Origin of the sequence: Actinacidiphila glaucinigra (assembly GCF_900188405.1) — a bacterium.
GTDB lineage: Bacteria > Actinomycetota > Actinomycetes > Streptomycetales > Streptomycetaceae > Actinacidiphila > Actinacidiphila glaucinigra.
On the sequence record NZ_FZOF01000010.1, the window covers coordinates 141,618 to 157,692 of the forward strand.

Sequence of the window (16,075 nt, forward strand, 5' to 3'; positions counted from 1 at the left end):
TCGCGCGGCGACCGCGCTCAGCTGACGGCGAGGAGTTTGTCGACCTCGCCCAGGAAGGCGTCCAGGTCCTTCGGCGTGCGCGAGGTGACCAGCGGGTACCCGGCGGAGGCGTCGCTCACCACCGGTTCGTCGACCCAGGACGCGGCGCCCGCGTTGAGCAGGTCGGTCCGCACCGAGGCGTACGAGGTCAGCGTCTTGCCCTTCGCGACGCCCGCCTCGACCAGCGCCCACGGGCCGTGGCAGATCGCCGCGATCGGGCGCCCGGACGAGGCGAACGCCCGTACGACGTCCATCGCCTTCCCCTGGAGACGGAGGTTGTCGGCATTGATGGTGCCACCGGGGATGAGCAGCAGGTCGAAACCGGTCGGGTCCACCTCGTCGAGGGTGGTGTCCGGCTCCACGACCTTGCCCGGATCCTTGTCCCCGACCAGGGTCTGCACGGCGTCACGCCGCGTCGCGGCGACGGTGACGTCGGCACCCTTGTCACGGAGGTGCTCGACGGGGACGACCAGCTCGTCCTGCTCGACCCCGTAATTGGAGACGACCGCCAGGACACGGCGGCCGCCCGGGAACTCTGCAGCCATGGGATTTCCCTCTTCTGTGCGCTTCTCGTGCGATATGGGCGCCTGCCCGGGAGCGGGCCGGCGAAACGTGGTCACGTGGTCCGCCGGTGCAGCCGAAGAGCAGGACTCACTCGCCGCAGCCGGGGTAGGCGGACGGACGGAAAGTGAGGAAGGGATCGGCGAAGGGGCGGGCGAAGAGGGAGCCTGCGATGAGCGAAGCGCGGTCGCCGCTCGGCGCCGATCAGCTCGAGGCCAGGGCACTGGGCCCCAGTGGACTGATGGACCTCCTGGGAGTCGCCGCGGTCCTGCTCGAGTCGGACGGGCGCATCGACATGTGGAGCCCGCAGGCGGAGCAACTGTTCGGCTACACCGCGGACGAGGCGGTCGGCCGGTACGCCGCGCCGCTGCTGGTCCGGCCCGAGCACCGCGACGACGCCATGAGGCTGTTCACGGAGGTGCTGGAGACCGGCCGCAGCTGGTCGGGAGCGTTTCCCGTGCGCCACAAGGACGGCGGCACCCGGCTGGCGGAGTTCCGCAACGTCCGCCTGACGGACAGCCGCGGCCGCGTCTACGCCCTGGGGATAGCCACCGACCGGCCCGTGCTGCAGCGGCTGGAACGCGGCCTCGCCCTCTCCCTCCAACTGGTCGCGCAGTCCCCGATCGGGCTCGCGGTCCTCGACACCGACCTGCGCTACCTGTCCGTCAACCCGGCGCTCGCCGCGATGCACGGCATGACGGAGGGCGACCACATCGGCCGCCCCTTCCGCGAGGTGCTCCCCGGCGCCAGGTTCCGCATGGCGGAGGACGCGCTCCGCCAGGTCCTGCGGACCGGCACGCCGATCGTCGACCGGTACGTGGTCGGCCGCACCCCCGCCGACCCGACGGCCGACCGGGCCTGGTCGGTGTCCTACTTCCGGCTGGCGGACCGCAACGGGCACGTCCTGGGCATCGCGACCTCGGTGGTGGACGTCACCGACCGGCACCGCTCGGCCCAGGAGGCCGACCGCGCCCGGCAGCGCCTCGCCGTGATCGCCGACAGCTCCGCCCGCATCGGCAACTCCCTGGAGGTCGAGGACACCGCCCGGGAACTCGTCGACGTCGTCGTCCCCGAACTGGCCGACTTCGCCGCCGTCGACGTCCTCGACTCCGCACTGCGCGACGACGGAGGCGAGCCCGGCCACGACCGCACCCGCTTCCGCGCGCTCTCCGCCAAGTGCGTCGAGGCCGGAGAGGCGGCCGGTGCCTTCGGCAGGCCCGGGCGCCTCGTCTCGTACGGTCCCGACCACCTGGCCGCGCGGTGCCTGGACACCGGCCGCCCGGGCCTGATCACCCACGCCGACGAGCGGAGCCTGGTGCACGTCGCCCGCGACCCCGACGCCGCATCGCTGCTGGCCCGGGCGGGCGTCCACACGGCCCTGGCCGTCCCGCTCATCGCCCGCGGCCGGATCCTCGGCGTCCTCGGCCTCGCCCGCGCCCGAACCCCCCAGCCCTTCGACGAGGACGACCAGACACTCGCCTGCGAACTGGCCTCCCGCGCCGCCGTGTCCATCGACAACGCCCGCCTCCACCAGCAGCTGCGCAGCACCGCCGAGACCCTGCAGCGCAGCCTCCTGCCCCAACTCCCGCCCGTCCACGCCCGACTGGAACTCGCCGCCCGCTACTGCGCGGCCCAGGCCAGCAGCGAGGTGGGGGGCGACTGGTACGACGTGATCCCCTTCGACGACGGCAGGGTCGCGCTCGTCGTCGGCGACGTCATGGGCAGCGGCGTCCCCGCGGCCACCACCATGGGGCGGCTCCGCACCGCCACCTCCACCCTCGCCGGCCTCGACCTCGCCCCGGCCCAGGTCCTCGGCCACCTCGACCGGATCACCCACGGGCTGGACCCCTACATCGCGACCTGCGTCTACGCGGTGTACGACCCCGGTCGCGGAATCTGCCACCTCGCCAACGCCGGGCACCTGCCCCCGGTCGTCGTCCGCGCCGGCAAGCGCCCCGAACTGCTCGACCTGCCCACGGGCACCCCGCTGGGGGTGGTCAGCGGCGTGCCCTTCGAGAGCACCACCGTCGACCTCGTCCCGGGCGACCGCCTCGTCCTCTACACCGACGGCCTGGTCGAGACCCGCGACCGCGCCATCGACGAACGCCTCGACGACCTGCTCCGGCTCCTGGACGCCCCCGACGAACCGGTCGAGGAGACCTGCGACCGCCTCCTCGCCGCCCTCCGCCACCCCGCCGACCGCGACGACGTGGCCCTCCTCATCGCGCGCCCCCGGGACGTGTGACGGACGTGCCCGCCGGGAGCTACGCCGTGACGCGGTACCAGGCCACCAGGCGTACGGCACCGACCGCCACCGTGATCGCACCGAGGACCGCGCATGTGGCCCTCAGGACCAGGGGAGTCACGACGGCGCCGACCCTCGGACGACGCGCCAGACGGCCGTGAAGCCGCCCAGCGACGGCGCCCACATCGAACGCCACCGACATCAGGGCCACACCGACCCCGAGGTCGTACACCGCCCTGAACCAAGCAGTCATCGTGCTCCCTCCCGCTGCGGTGCTCATTCTCCACGTCGCGGAGACTGCCCCGGCGGGAAACCGGGTGCGGGAGGACGGCGCGGTGGTGTGGGATCGGGGGCATGGCGATCGTATCGGGCACGCCGGGAGTCGACGGGTTGGGCGCGGCCGCGGGCGCGCTGCGGGAGTGGCAGTACGACGGGGCGCCGGCGCAGCTGCATCCGGGGGACCTGGGCTGGTTCTGGCGGTTCGGGGCGGAGGCAACGGCCGCGGCGGTACGGACCTGGAGCAGAGGTGGGCGGATTCTCGGCGTCGGGCTCCTGGACGGCACCGACCTGCTGCGCCTCACGATCGCGCCGGACGTCCGGCGGGACGAGGAGCTGGCCCGGCGACTGGTCGTCGATCTGGCGGAGCCCGCGCGGGGCGTGCTGCCGGCCGGGAAGGCGTACGTCGAGGCACCCGCGGACGCGTTGGTCCAGGATCTGCTGGCCGAGGCCGGCTGGGGCACCGATGTGCCGTGGACGCCGCTGCGCCGGGACCTCACGGAGCCGGTGGAGGACCCGGGCGTGCGCATCGAGGTGATCGGGCGGGAGCGTGCGGGCGTGCGGGCCGCCGTGCAGCGGGCGTCGTTCGACGGGTCGCGGTTCACGGAGGAGTACTGGCACGCGATGGCGGGCGGATCGCCGTACGCCGACGCCCGGTGCCTGGTCGCGTACGACGACCGGGGCGACGCGGTGGCGGCGGTGACGGTGTGGTCGGCCGGCCCGGGCAGACCCGGACTGCTGGAGCCGATGGGCGTGCACCGGGAGCACCGCGGGAACGGCTACGGCAAGGCGATCAGCGTCGCGGCCGCGGCCGCACTCCGGGACCTGGGCTCGTCGAGCGCGGTCGTCTGCACCCCGAGCTCCAATGCCGCCGCCGTCGCCACCTATGCGTCGGCCGGCTTCCGGCCGCGCCCCGAAGTCCGGGACCGGCGCCGGGACGTCCAGGAGGCCCGTCGACCGGCATGAACGTGGAGGGGGCCGGGAGCTGACGCTCGGCGCCGCTCAGCCGGGCGGGGTCCGAGGCGCCCGGTTCCCGCGGCATCCGGTCCACTGCCTCACCTCGTAGTGCGGTGTCCCGGTGGGTCGGACCTGGCTGGGACGGACCCCATCCGTGTCGTGATGGACATCGCCCGCCCTGGCGGCGAGAATCGCCGCGATCACAACAACCAACAGCACATCAGGACTTCTGCCCGGTGATGGAGTCGGTGCGGGGCGCGTGCCCCCTCTCCGCGCCAACACTGGACGGTTCCAGGCGGCGACCACAGGTCGGTACATCCGGGCACCGACGACCCAGGTGGGCCGTCCCGCCGGGCAGCGAAAGGGACTCGCCGTGTCATCGGCGAACTACCGTTCCCTGCTGCGTACCCCGGGCGCCGCGGCATTCTTCCTTCCGGCGTCGCTCGGACGCGTCGGCATCGCGATGACCAGCCTCAGCATCGTCTGGCTCGTGCACGGCCAGACCGGCACCTTCGCCTCGGCCGGCCTGGTCAGCGGCGGGTTCGCGGTGACGGACGCGCTCGTGGCGCCCCAACTCGCGCGGCTGGTGGACCGGTTCGGGCAGACCCGGATCCTCCCGCCCGCACTTCTCGCCCACGCCCTTGCGGTGGCTGTCCTCGTGTCCCTGGTCTCCGCGGATGCCTCCGCCCCCTTTCTGCTTCTGGGCGGTGCGCTGGTGGGAGCCAGCGTTCCGCAGCTCAGCGCGATGTCCGCGGCACGCTGGGCGGCACTGCTGCGCACCGGCCGGTCGGCGGAGCTGCCCACCGCTTTCGCGCTGGAGTCCCTCGGCAACGCGGTGGCCTACCTTGTGGGCCCGGCGCTGGTCAGCGCCCTCGCCGCGGCCGGACATCCGGTGGCCGGCACGGTCCTGGCCGCCTCGTTGTCGGTGGTCGGCGGCCTGGTCTTCGCGGCGCAGCGCGGCAGCGCGCCCTCGCCGGTGGCGGGCGCGGGCACCCACGCCCCTGCGGGCCGGTCGCTGCTGCGCAGCGGGGTCTTGGTACTCATGGGCCTCAATCTCGCCCTCGGGGTCTTCTTCGGCGCGATGCAGGTCTCGGTGACCGCCTTCGTGGTGGAGCACGGTGCACCGAGCGCCGCTTCCCCGGTCTTCGCCGTCTCCAGTTGCAGCGGACTGCTGGCCGGCTGGCTGTACGGGCTGCGCCGGTGGCAGGCCACACCTCCGGTGCAACTGCTGGTGGCGACCACCGCGCTGGTGCTCGGTACCCTGCTCCTGCCGACCGTCCGCTCACCGTTCGGACTCGGACTGGTGGTGGTGCTGACCGGCGCCACGGTGCCACCCCTTCTGGTGCTCTGCTCCGTGCTCACCGAGTCGACCGTCCACCAGGCCGTCCTGACTCAGGCGTTCTCCTGGCTCGGCTCCGCCAGTGCCGCGGGCACGGCCGCCGCGGCGGCACTGTCCGGCTGGGCGATCGACTCACTCGGGTCGCGTGGCGGCTTCACGGTCGCCACCGCGGCCGCCGCCGCGATGGCACTCCAGAGTCTCGCCGGGCTGCGTCTGCTGCGCAGTCCGCGGGGAGCGCAGTCGCGCGCGGAACCGCTGTGACGGGTTGCCGCCCCGCCACGGCGAGCACCGGCCCGGGCCTCGCCGCCCGGGCCTCGCTGCCCGGGCCTCGCTTGCCCGGTCCCGCTCGTGCCGGGGCACCGCCGAGGACCGGGGTGCTCGGGTCAGTGACGCTTCATCCAGGAGATGTCCTGGCCGCTGTGCCCCAGGGACCCCGCCTTCCAGGCGCGGATGTCGCGGCGGGCGTCCCGTACGTCCCGCGACATGGCCGCGCCGTCGCGGAAGGGACGCCCGCCGTGCCGACGAGCTTTCCAGCCGACCCAGGAGGCGAGTGCGACGACGAGTACGAGCGGTGCCCAGAGGATCCACATGCGGGGAGCATGGCTCACTGCGCGGCACCGGGCCAGGTGCCTGCGGCGACCACTTGGCGGAGGCCGGCTGCCGTGACCGGGGCTTGACACGGTGCCGCCCGCGGCGGCCGGGCCGGGGGAGGTGCCGGCCGGGGCGCCGCGGGCGGCGGGGTGTCAGGTCGTGCTGAAGGTGAACCAGTTGACGTTCACGAAGTCGGCCGGCTGGCCGCTGGTGAACGTGAGGTACACGTCGTGCTTGCCGGTGACGCCCGAGATGTTGGCCGGGATCGTCGTCCAGTTCTGCCAGCCGCCCGTGTTGCCGACGGAGAAGCTGCCGATCGGGGCGTTGCTCCGGCTGTCCAGCCGGACCTCGACCAGACCGCTGACGCCACCCCCGGCCCCGGAGGCGACGCGGGCCTTGAACTGCCGGGCCGTGGTCGTCCCGAAGTCGACGCCGGAGTACAGCGCCCAGTCGCCGTTCGCGAGCGACGCCAGGTTGCGGCCGCCACCGCTGTCGGTCGTGTTCTCCACGGTGGTGCCGGCCTGCTGCGTGTACGACTCGGCCTGGAGGGTGCCGTACGCGCTGCCCGTGTTCCCGGTCGGCGGGGGAGACGTCGGGGGCTGCGTGCCGCCACCGCCGGAGCTGTAGACGGCGACGTAGTCGACCAGCATCGGCACGCCCGAGACGGTGGAGGCCGTCGGCGTCTTGTACCCGGCCACCGGGTCGGGGAAGGCTCCGCCCATCGCGACGTTGAGCAGGATGAAGTGGCCGTGGGCGGTGGCCGCGTTCCAGGTGGACGCGTCCATCTGGTTCACGTTCACCGAGTGGAACTGGACACCGTCGACGTACCAGCGCAGTTGCTGCGGGCTGACGCTGCGGTCCCACTCGAACGCGTAGGTGTGGAAGTTGCCCTGGCAGGCGCTGCCGGGACAGGCCCGGGTGGCGCCGAGGCCGCTGGTCTCGTTGCAGTAGCCGCCCGGGTTGGTGCCGCAGTGCAGGGTGCCCCAGACCTGGTTGACGCCGTTGACGTTCTCCATCAGGTCGAACTCGCCGATGGAGGGCCAGTTCCAGTAGTTGCCCCGGTACGGCGCGCCCAGCGTCCAGAAGGCCGGCCAGTAGCCCGCCGCGGCCGCGCCGGTGACGTTCGGCATCTGGATGCGGGACTCGATGCGGAGCTTGCCGCCCGACGGGGGCTCGAAGTCGCTGCGGCGGGTCTCGATGCGCCCGGAGGTCCAGTTGCCCGCGGAGTCCCGGATCGGGGTGATGCGCAGGTTGCCCGAACCGTCCTGGCGGAGGTTGGCGGTGTTGGAGGTGTAGGTCTGCACCTCGCCGGTGCCCCAGTTGGCGGCGCCGCCGGGGTAGCTGGTGCCGGTGTCGATGATCCAGTTGTCGTTCGACGGGAGGGAGTTGGCGGCTCCGCTGAAGTCGTCGCTCCAGACGGTGGTCCAGCCGGACGGTGCGGTCGGGACGGCGGCCCTGGCCGAGCCGAGCAGGCCCAGGCAGAGCGCGGTCACGGTGGCTGCAGCGGCCACCATCAGGGTGAGCGGTCTGGCGGCGTACCGCCTGCCGGTGGTCGTTCGCGCGGACACGGGGTGATGCCTCCTCGGGATCGGTGCCGGGGAAGGGTGCGGTTCAGGTCCGAGAGCCTTTGAGAGCGCTCTCATCCGGCGGGAACACCTTCCCGCCAGGGCGAACCGCGGTCAATACATGGAACAAAAGAAGTCCCACACGGTTTCCTGCCTTCACTGCTTGGAGGCGGTGGGGGCGGGCGGGGGCGGGTCGCGCTGCGCTGCGGTGTCGAAGTGACAGTCAGCGCAGGGGTGTTGAGGGTCGCCCAGGATGCAGCTCTGACTGCGTTCGCGCTGTTGAGAGCGCTCTCTCAGGTGAGGTCGTGAACCCGGCCGGCGCCACACCGGTCGAATCCCGCGGTCATGAACTGCGAGGAGCCGGGTAGCCGATCCGTGTACGAATGGGCGTGAATGCGAAGCCGGCAGATCCGTGCCGCAGGCGCGGACGGCGGGCGACGTCGACGCCCGGTCCCGTCCGAACGGGGCCGGGCGCGACCGCGGACCGCGCGGTCAACGCCCCGGGGCCGCGCCCCGAGGCGTGTCCGGCCCGGGACGCGGCAACGGCGACCAGGGCCGAGCAAGGGAGTGCATCATGATCATCCTCGGCATCATCCTGCTCATCATCGGATTCCTGACCGGAATCTCCATCCTGTGGACCCTGGGAGTCATCCTCGTGGTCATCGGCCTGGTGCTCTGGGTCCTGGGCGCCATGGGGCACGCCGTCGCGGGGCGCCGCCACTACTACTGACGGCCGGTGAGCCCGAGTTCGCGCCGCGCCCTGAGTCCCCGGGGGCGCGGCGCCCTCATGGGCACGGACGGGGCGGGCGGGGCGCGGCCCACCCGGCCCATCCGCGCCGCCCGGGGCCGGGGTCGCCCGGATGGGCCGCCTGCAGTGGTCACCGGCGCGCGCTGGGGATTGGTTGTGATATGTCCCCCCGACGCCCAGGTGCACTGGAGTATTCGCATGGAATCCGGTTCCTCCGCGCACAACTGCCCCTTCGACTTCGCCGAAGCCCTCGAGTTCGACCCGCAGCTGAAGCAGTTCATGGAGAACGATCAGATCTCCCGCATCAAGCTGCCGCACGGCGAGGGTGAGGCCTGGCTCGTCACGCGGTACGAGGACGTGCGGACGGTGACGACCGACCGGCGTTTCAGCCGCGCCGCCGTCGTCGGCAAGGACTTCCCCCGCATGACGCCGGAGCCGATCGTCCAGGACGAGGCCATCAACGTGATGGACCCGCCGGACAGCAGCCGGCTGCGCTCGCTGGTCTCCAAGGGCTTCACCCCGCGGAACGTCGAGCACATGCGCCCCAGCATCGAGCGGGTCGTCGCCGAACTGCTCGACGGCATGGAGGAGAGCGGCTCCCCGGCCGACCTCGTGGAGCACCTGGCGGCGCCCCTGCCGCTGGCCGCCATCTGCGAGGTGCTCGACATCCCCGACGAGGACAGCTGGGAGCTGCGCGGCCACGCCCGCACCATGATGGACTTCAGCCCCGACAACCGGGACGCCGCCGTCCACTCCAAGGCCTACCTGCGGGAGTACTTCACCAAGCTCACCGCCGAACGGCGCGCCCGCCCGGGCGACGACCTGGTCAGCGTGCTGGCCACCGCCCGTGACGGGGACGAGATCCTCAACGACAAGGAACTCGCCGTCATGGCCATGGTCCTGCTCATCACGGGCCAGGACACCACGTCGAACGAGATCGGCAACATCGCGTACACCCTGCTCACCCGCCCGCGGGAGCTGGCCATGCTGCGCGAGCGGCCGGACCGCATCCCGCAGGCCATCGAGGAGATGCTGCGGTACATCCCGTTCCGCAAGGGCGTCGGCATCCCGCGGATCGCCGTCGAGGACGTGGAGATGGGCGGCGTGCTGATCCGGGCCGGTGACGTCGTCCACGTCTCGTACCTGACCGCGAACCGCGACCCCGAGAAGTACGACCGCCCCGACGAGCTGGACCTGGACCGCACCGGCACGCCCCACATGACCTTCGGCTGGGGCGGCCACCACTGCCTGGGCGCGCCGCTGGCGACCATGGAGCTCCAGGTGGCCTTCAGGGAGCTGCTGCGCCGCTTCCCGGACCTGAGGCTGGCCAAGCCGGCCGACGAGGTGCGGTGGAGCGCCACGTCGATCTGGCGCTACCCGGTGGCCCTGCACGTCGCCTGGTGAACCGCCCCCCGGCGCCGATCCGGCCCCGCACCCCTCACGGGTGCGGGGCCGGCTTCGTCACGTCGTCCCTTGTGAGCGCGGGTGCGGGCCGCTCCGACATGCGGAATCCGCCCAAGTGACGTACGTTTTCCTGGTGGACGCAAATCTGAACAGGCCATGAATCCACTTCGACAGCGGCCGGTCCCTTCTTGTGAACCGACTTTTGCCGGGACCTCCTGAAAGTCCCCTGTGGGTGCGCCGATGAATGCGCCCGTACCCCCTACCGCATTTTCGTGACAGGTACGGGCCTGCTCCGGAAATCCCGGAGCAGCGCACCAGATGGACCATAGCCCGCCGAGGGGCAGGAAATGGAGCCACCCATGGCTGTTCTGTGCAAGCCGGTGATCTCGGTTCCCGACAACGTTATCACCTGCGAACAAACGCTTGAGCTGGCACGACGGCTGCACAAGGACCACCCGCAACTCGGCCTGACCCTCAGGCTCATTGAGAACACGGGCGTTCAGAAGCGGCACCTGATCCAGCCGATCGAAGAGGTGCTCAAACACCCGGGCTTCGACGTACGCAGCCAGATCTACGAGGCGGAGTCGAAGGCACGGGTACCGGCCGTCGTGCGAAAGGCGCTCGACCAGGCCGAGTTGGAGCCCGAGGACATCGACATCATCGTGTACGTGTCGTGCACGGGCTTCATGATGCCCTCGCTGACCGCGTGGCTCATCAACAAGATGGGCTTCCGCCACGACACCCGTCAACTGCCGATCGCGCAGCTCGGTTGTGCGGCGGGAGGTGCGGCCATCAACCGCGCCCACGACTTCTGCACGGCGTACCCCGAGTCCAACGCCCTGATCGTGGCATGCGAGTTCTGCTCGCTGTGCTACCAGCCCACGGACCTCAGCGTCGGAACGCTGCTCTCCAACGGGCTGTTCGGCGACGGCATCGCCGCCGCCGTCGTCCGCGGCAGCGGCGGCACCGGGATGCGGCTGGAGCGCAACGCCTCCTACCTCATCCCGAACACCGAGGAGTGGATCTCCTACGCGGTGCGCCAGACGGGCTTCCACTTCCAGCTCGACAAGCGCGTGCCCGGCACCATGGAGCCCCTGGCACCGGTACTGCGCCAGGTCGCCGAGGACCACGCCTGGAACGCCGCCAAGCTGGACTACTACATCATCCACGCCGGCGGCCCCCGCATCCTGGACGACCTGTGCCGCTTCCTCGGCGTCCCGCCGGAGTCGTTCCGGTTCAGCCGGGCCACGCTGACCGAGTACGGCAACATCGCGAGCGCCGTCGTCCTCGACGCCCTGTACCGGATGTTCGAGGAGGGCTCCGCCCTCGACGGGCACCGCGGACTGCTGGCCGGCTTCGGCCCGGGCATCACCGCGGAGATGGTCCTGGGGACATGGGTCACCAACGGGCTCGACTCCACGATGACGCCCCAGCACTCCTACGGGGAGTACGACGTCATCACCTGAGCCGCGGCCCCGGCGGGCGACGGTCCGGGCCGGCGGTGACCGGGGACGCCACAGCGTCCCCGCCACCGGCCGGCCCGGACCCCGACGGCCGGGTGAGGCCCGTACGGGCTTGCGACGCGGCGGCCACGCGGCCGCCGCGTCGCACCCGTTCCACCGGACCGTCAGGCGGGAACCACCCGCTCCCGGGCGGTCACGAAGCCCACCACCGCCTCCGCGAAGCGCCCGGGCTCCTCGAGGTGGCCGAAGTGCCCGCTGTTCTCCAGGACCACCAGCTCCGATTGGGGGATCAGCTCGTGCAGTTCACCGGCCCACCGCATCCCGCAGACCACGTCGTACCGGCCGGCCACGACCAGCGCAGGCACGGTGAGAGCCCCCAACTGTCCCCGGTCGTCGATGAGATCGGGGACGAGATGCTCGTCCAGTCCCGAGATGTGCGTACCCGCCACCGCGGCGCGCAGCGGCGCGAACTCCTCCTCCCGGCCCCAGTAGTCGGCGAAGTACGCGGGCAGCAGCCCCTTGAGGGCCGCCGTCATCTCCACGTCGTCGGAGATCGCGGACACCCCCTGAAGGGCCCCCAGGACCTCCGGCAGACCGGGGTGACCCGCGTGCCGGACGGCGAACTCCTGGACCATGCGCATCGCCTCGGCCCCGTGCTCGGGGCCGGTGATCGGCGCGCTGTCGTACAGGACGATCCCTGCGACGCGCGCGGGCCGGCGCAGTGCGTGGTACTGGACGACGAAGCCGCCGTGCGAGTGCCCGAGGAGGTGCACGCGCGGGACGCCCAGGTGGTCGACGAGCGCGTCCAGGAACCGGCTGTAGAGCTCACGGGTGTACCCGTGCGGGTGCGAGGGGAGACGGCCCGAGCCGCCGGTGCCGACCGGCTCCGGGTAGACGACCGTGAGCTGCCGTTCGACCTCGGGCATGCGCAGGTACTCCCAGAACACGCCCGGCCCGCCCGAGTGCGCGATGCACACCGGGCCGGTGCCGTGGACGTGGTAGCGCTGGACGACCCCGTCCACCTCGAAGGTGTGGGTACCGGGGGACAGGGGGCCGGTCAGGGGGGTGGGCATCGGTACTCCGTATCCGGAAGGTGTCGAGGACACCGACAGGACGCGGGGCGGCACGTGAAGTTCGATCGCCCGAGGGTGACGGTCGTCACATCCGGGGCGACGGCGCCGGGAGCGCCGGGCGAGCACGCACGGATGGGCCGGTCGGCCCCGTCCTGCGGCGGAAATGATCCGTGCGGCCCCTGCTGCGGGAGCGCCGGCGCGTGCGACGGTCGTCGGACAGGGAAGGGAGCACGGCCATGGGCGGCAGGGCGGTGTTCTGGCGCTGGCGCCGCAATCCGCTGCGGCGCCGCTGCGATGTCGTGGAGGCCTGTACGGGCGTGGCGGCCGCCCTGCTGATCGCCGCCGGGGCACCGGCGGCCGGCGCGGCCACGGCGGTCGCGGTGGAGCACTCCGAGCTCCGGCGCAGCCAGGGCACCCACCTGGCGACGGCCTTCCTGACCGAGGACGCCGCCAGGGCCGTGGAGAACCCGTACACCGGCTCCATCGGGAAGGTCCTCACCCCCGTCCGGTGGACCGCGCCCGACGGCTCCACCCGGACCGGCCTGGCCCGCGTCGAACCGGGCAGCCCCGCGGGATCCCCCGCCACCGTCTGGCTGGACGCGGACGGCCGCCTGCAGCAGAACCGGCTCACCCCCGCGCAGGCCGAGGCCCAGGGAGTGGTCTTCGGCACGGTCGCCGCGGCCGGCGCCTGCGCGCTGGTCCTGGCCGGACGGTGGGTCGTCCGCCTGCGGATCGACCGCCATCGCGCGGCGGCATGGGCCCGAGAGTGGGAGGAGACCGGCCCCTCATGGGGCCACCGCAGGGCCTGAGCCCGGGAGGACCCGAGGCGGACGAGCGGCAGATCGGCAGATCGGCAGATCGGCAGGGCGGACGAGGAGGCGCGGTGAGCGGCCTGGTGGTCGTAGGAGCGGACGGCTCGGCCTCGAGCCTCGCCGCCGTCGGTACGGCGGCCCGGGAGGCCGCGTTGCGCGGCGCGGGACTGCGGGTGGTGCACGCCTTCCTGTGGCCGGCGATGCACGTGCCCCTCGGGCCCTCCGGCCTCGGACCGCCCGAGGGCGGCCTGCGGCACGCGGCGCAGCGTGTGGTGGCGGAGGCGGTGGAACGTGCGAGGAGCGCGGCACCGGAGGTGGACGTCACCCACGCCGTGATGACCGGGGAGCCCCTCACCGTGCTGGAGGCCCAGTCGCGCGCCGCCGAACTCGTGGTCGTGGGATCCCGCGGCATGGGCGGCTTCGTTGGCCTCATGCTGGGCTCGACGGCCGTGCACCTCGCCGCACACGGCCAGTGCCCGGTCATGGTGGTCCGGGAGCAGCCGGCCGCCGGCGGCCCGGTCCTGCTCGGCGTCGACGGTTCCCCGGCCGGCGCGGACGCGGTCGACTTCGCCTTCGCCGAGGCCGCGTTGCGCGGCGCCGGACTCCTCGCCCTGCACGCGTGGACCCCCTGGCACACGCCGGTGCCGCCGCCGCAGGACCCCGCGATGCCGTACGCGAGCGAGCCGGGCGAACTCGCCCGCACCGAGGAACGCCTGGTCGCCGAGGCGATCGCGGGACGGCGGGAGACCCACCCAGGCGTCGAGGTCCGTACGAAGGCGGTGCGCGGCGGGACCCGCGAGACCCTCATCGAGGCGAGCCGGACCGCACAGCTCCTCGTCGTCGGCGCGCGGGGACGGGGCGGCTTCACCGGCCTGGTGCTCGGCTCCGTCAGCCAGGCGCTGCTCCACCACGCCCACTGCCCGGTCGCCGTGGTGCGGGGCTCCGCCGCCGCGCGGTGAGGGCAGCGCGCACGACCGACGTCTCAACACGCCGCGGCCGCCGAACAGGCCGCGCCCGCGGAGCCGTACGGGCGATCATGAGGCCATGACCATGGACTACTGGCTGGTGCTCGCGGACTCCGAGCGGGAGCAGTGGGGGTACTCCCCCCGGCAAACCGTCGGCCCGCTGAGCTTCGGAACCGATCGGCAGGATGCCGTCGCAACGATGGAGGAGCACGGTTTCACCGCCATGGAGACAGCGATCGATCGCTGGAACCCACAGCGTGCGCAGTGGCGTGTCGAGTTTCGCAGGACCGCGTCGGACGAGCGTCGACCTGCCGTGAAGTGTTACTTCGTCGAGGGCGTGGGCCTGACGAGCGTGCTGGTCGACGGGCTGCGGGGTCCGCAGGTCACCTTCCGGGGCGTTCGCCTGATAGGCCGCGTGCCGTCAGAGCTCTCCGCGGAGATGGAGGCGCGGGCGCTGGAGCGCGGGGAGGGCATCTGGTTCAGCCTGTCGGGCGACTTGAGCTGGCCCGGCCTCGACTTCGACCGGGGCGCGCAGCGAGCAGGCGATACCGCCGTGAGCTGGGCTGTGTTCTTCCGTACGGGGGAGATCGCGGGTTCCTCCTGGGACATCAATCCGGCAGAGGTCTGGAGCCACTGGTAGGTCGCTCCTGCCCCGCCCTTCAGCCGACGCCCACCCCCTTTGAGGACGCTCCGGTCGAACGGTGGCGGCCCCGCACTCTTGAACGGGACCCGCGTCGACTGCCGGCGGTCCGGGTCCGGGGCGATCTCGAGCATCGGCGCCTCGTCCGCCTCCTCGACGGCCGGCCCGGGTCCCCGGTGGCCGGAGAACCGGAGCCCGATGCCCCCGGTCGCGGCGGCGTCCCGCCGTACGTCGCGGCTGCGTCACCCCCTGCCGCCGCGCCCGGATCCGCCCCCGTACGCTTGATCGCAGCGGTGACCTGCTCCCACTGTCCCGGACGACGCATGCCGCGGCCCATGGGCCGATCGGCCCCCGGCCGGGCCCGGCGGCCCCTGCCCGGGGCCCGCGGCCGGCGGGAAGCTGGGGGCGAACAGCCCATGCCCTTCGTCCCGTTCGCCAGGAGGCACCTCATGTCCCGTACGGTCACCGCCGGTCTCGACGGATCGCCCGAGAGCCGTGCCGCGGCGGACTGGGCCGCCCGCGAGGCACTGCGCCGCGGGCTGCCGCTGCGGCTCGTGCACGTCCACGAGTGGCAGCCGTACAGCTCCGTCTACGCCCCGCTGGCCGGTGCGGTGGCCGCGGTGGACCCCGACGTCCAGCAGCAGTGGGCCGAGTCCGTGCCGCGCGAGGCCGCCGCCGTACTGGCCGGGCGCCATCCGGACCTGGAGATCTCCGCCGGTCGCGTGAGCGGGCAGCCCGCGGCGGCCCTCGCGGCCGCCGCCGAGGAATCGGAGCTGCTGGTGCTCGGCTCCCGCGGCCTCGGCGCGCTCGCCGGGTTCCTCGTCGGCTCTGTGGCCTCCGCGACCGTCGCCCAGGCCGTCCGGCCCGTCGTCCTGGTACGGGCCGGTGAGAAGGGCGACGACGAGCACCGCCCGGACCTCGACGGGCTGGTCTCGGAGTACACGCCCTTCCGCGACGTGGTGCTCGGCATCGACCTGGCCCGGCCCCACGACGATCTGCTGGCCTTCGCCTTCGAGGCCGCCATGCTGCGCGGGACGGGCCTGCGCGTCGTCCACGGCTGGAACCTGCCGGCCTCCTACGGCTACAACCCCGCGGCCATCGCCCTCGACCTGGAGCACGAGCTGACCGGCGCCCAGGCGAAGGCGCTGACCCAGGTGCTGGCACCGTGGCGGGCCAAGTACCCCGCCGTCGACGTCGTCGAGCACTCCGTGGCCGGCGGGGCGGCGCACCACCTGATCGAGGCCGCGGCCGACGCCTCGCTGGTCGTCGTCGGCCGCCGTGTCCGGCGCGCGGCCGCCGGGCTGCACGTCGGCCCGGTGACGCACGCCGTGCTGCACCACGCCAAGGCGCCCGTGGCGGTCGTCCCGCACGACTGACCCCGGGCGCCCCGGCGCGGC

The 16,075-nt window shown here is 72.9% G+C and carries 15 protein-coding genes; 10 read left to right on the forward strand and 5 right to left on the reverse strand.

What is annotated here, in order from left to right:
- Positions 1 to 17 precede the first annotated feature (17 nt).
- Positions 18 to 584 carry a type 1 glutamine amidotransferase domain-containing protein gene (locus CHF15_RS21965; protein ID WP_089225557.1) on the reverse strand — a complete coding sequence of 189 codons (567 nt, stop codon included), beginning with the start codon at positions 582 to 584 and terminating at the stop codon, positions 18 to 20.
- Between the two features lie 188 nt (positions 585 to 772).
- On the opposite strand from CHF15_RS21965, the gene CHF15_RS21970 reads away from it, so the two are divergent.
- Entirely contained in the window at positions 773 to 2,845 is a 2,073-nt protein-coding gene (locus CHF15_RS21970; RefSeq protein WP_089225558.1) for a SpoIIE family protein phosphatase, read from the forward strand.
- Positions 2,846 to 2,864: 19 nt separating this feature from the next.
- Here the strand turns inward: CHF15_RS21970 and CHF15_RS21975 are convergent, their stop codons facing one another.
- Positions 2,865 to 3,098 carry a hypothetical protein gene (locus CHF15_RS21975; RefSeq protein WP_089225559.1) on the reverse strand — a complete coding sequence of 78 codons (234 nt, stop codon included), beginning with the start codon at positions 3,096 to 3,098 and terminating at the stop codon, positions 2,865 to 2,867.
- A 101-nt stretch (positions 3,099 to 3,199) separates the two neighbouring features.
- Between CHF15_RS21975 and CHF15_RS21980 the strand changes: the two genes are divergently transcribed.
- Both CHF15_RS21980 and CHF15_RS21985 read left to right on the forward strand, forming a co-directional pair.
- Positions 3,200 to 4,087 (forward strand): GNAT family N-acetyltransferase, encoded by an 888-nt coding sequence (locus CHF15_RS21980; protein ID WP_089225560.1) that lies wholly within the window; start codon positions 3,200 to 3,202, stop codon positions 4,085 to 4,087.
- Positions 4,088 to 4,451: 364 nt separating this feature from the next.
- Positions 4,452 to 5,678, forward strand: coding sequence for an MFS transporter (locus CHF15_RS21985; RefSeq protein ID WP_089225561.1), 1,227 nt, complete (start codon positions 4,452 to 4,454; stop codon positions 5,676 to 5,678).
- A gap of 122 nt (positions 5,679 to 5,800) precedes the next feature.
- On the opposite strand, the gene CHF15_RS21990 is transcribed toward CHF15_RS21985, so the two are convergent.
- Both CHF15_RS21990 and CHF15_RS21995 read right to left on the reverse strand, forming a co-directional pair.
- A complete protein-coding gene (locus CHF15_RS21990; protein WP_089225562.1) occupies positions 5,801 to 6,007 on the reverse strand; it encodes a hypothetical protein in 207 nt (68 codons plus the stop codon).
- A gap of 153 nt (positions 6,008 to 6,160) precedes the next feature.
- A complete protein-coding gene (locus tag CHF15_RS21995; RefSeq protein WP_245938967.1) occupies positions 6,161 to 7,522 on the reverse strand; it encodes a glycoside hydrolase family 16 protein in 1,362 nt (453 codons plus the stop codon).
- A gap of 625 nt (positions 7,523 to 8,147) precedes the next feature.
- Here CHF15_RS21995 and CHF15_RS44985 point away from each other — a divergent pair.
- The 3 genes from CHF15_RS44985 (at position 8,148) to CHF15_RS22010 (ending at position 11,191) form a co-directional block, all read left to right on the forward strand.
- Positions 8,148 to 8,303 (forward strand): DUF6131 family protein, encoded by a 156-nt coding sequence (locus CHF15_RS44985; protein WP_018557825.1) that lies wholly within the window; start codon positions 8,148 to 8,150, stop codon positions 8,301 to 8,303.
- Positions 8,304 to 8,519: 216 nt separating this feature from the next.
- On the forward strand, positions 8,520 to 9,725 hold the full coding sequence (locus tag CHF15_RS22005) for a cytochrome P450 (RefSeq protein WP_089225564.1): 1,206 nt from the start codon (positions 8,520 to 8,522) through the stop codon (positions 9,723 to 9,725).
- A gap of 359 nt (positions 9,726 to 10,084) precedes the next feature.
- Entirely contained in the window at positions 10,085 to 11,191 is a 1,107-nt protein-coding gene (locus CHF15_RS22010; RefSeq protein ID WP_089225565.1) for a type III polyketide synthase, read from the forward strand.
- Between the two features lie 161 nt (positions 11,192 to 11,352).
- On the opposite strand, the gene CHF15_RS22015 is transcribed toward CHF15_RS22010, so the two are convergent.
- The gene (locus CHF15_RS22015; protein ID WP_089225566.1) at positions 11,353 to 12,261 is read right to left on the reverse strand and encodes an alpha/beta fold hydrolase; all 909 of its coding nucleotides are present in this window, start codon (positions 12,259 to 12,261) and stop codon (positions 11,353 to 11,355) included.
- A 236-nt stretch (positions 12,262 to 12,497) separates the two neighbouring features.
- On the opposite strand from CHF15_RS22015, the gene CHF15_RS22020 reads away from it, so the two are divergent.
- From CHF15_RS22020 to CHF15_RS22035, 4 genes are all read left to right on the forward strand, one after another.
- Positions 12,498 to 13,070: an Rv1733c family protein gene (locus CHF15_RS22020; RefSeq protein ID WP_089225567.1), complete on the forward strand. Its 573-nt coding sequence runs from the start codon at positions 12,498 to 12,500 to the stop codon at positions 13,068 to 13,070.
- A 74-nt stretch (positions 13,071 to 13,144) separates the two neighbouring features.
- A complete protein-coding gene (locus CHF15_RS22025; RefSeq protein ID WP_089225568.1) occupies positions 13,145 to 14,032 on the forward strand; it encodes a universal stress protein in 888 nt (295 codons plus the stop codon).
- Positions 14,033 to 14,117: 85 nt separating this feature from the next.
- On the forward strand, positions 14,118 to 14,678 hold the full coding sequence (locus CHF15_RS22030; RefSeq protein WP_245938957.1) for a hypothetical protein: 561 nt from the start codon (positions 14,118 to 14,120) through the stop codon (positions 14,676 to 14,678).
- Between the two features lie 449 nt (positions 14,679 to 15,127).
- Positions 15,128 to 16,054 carry a universal stress protein gene (locus tag CHF15_RS22035; protein WP_089225569.1) on the forward strand — a complete coding sequence of 309 codons (927 nt, stop codon included), beginning with the start codon at positions 15,128 to 15,130 and terminating at the stop codon, positions 16,052 to 16,054.
- Positions 16,055 to 16,075: the final 21 nt, after the last annotated feature.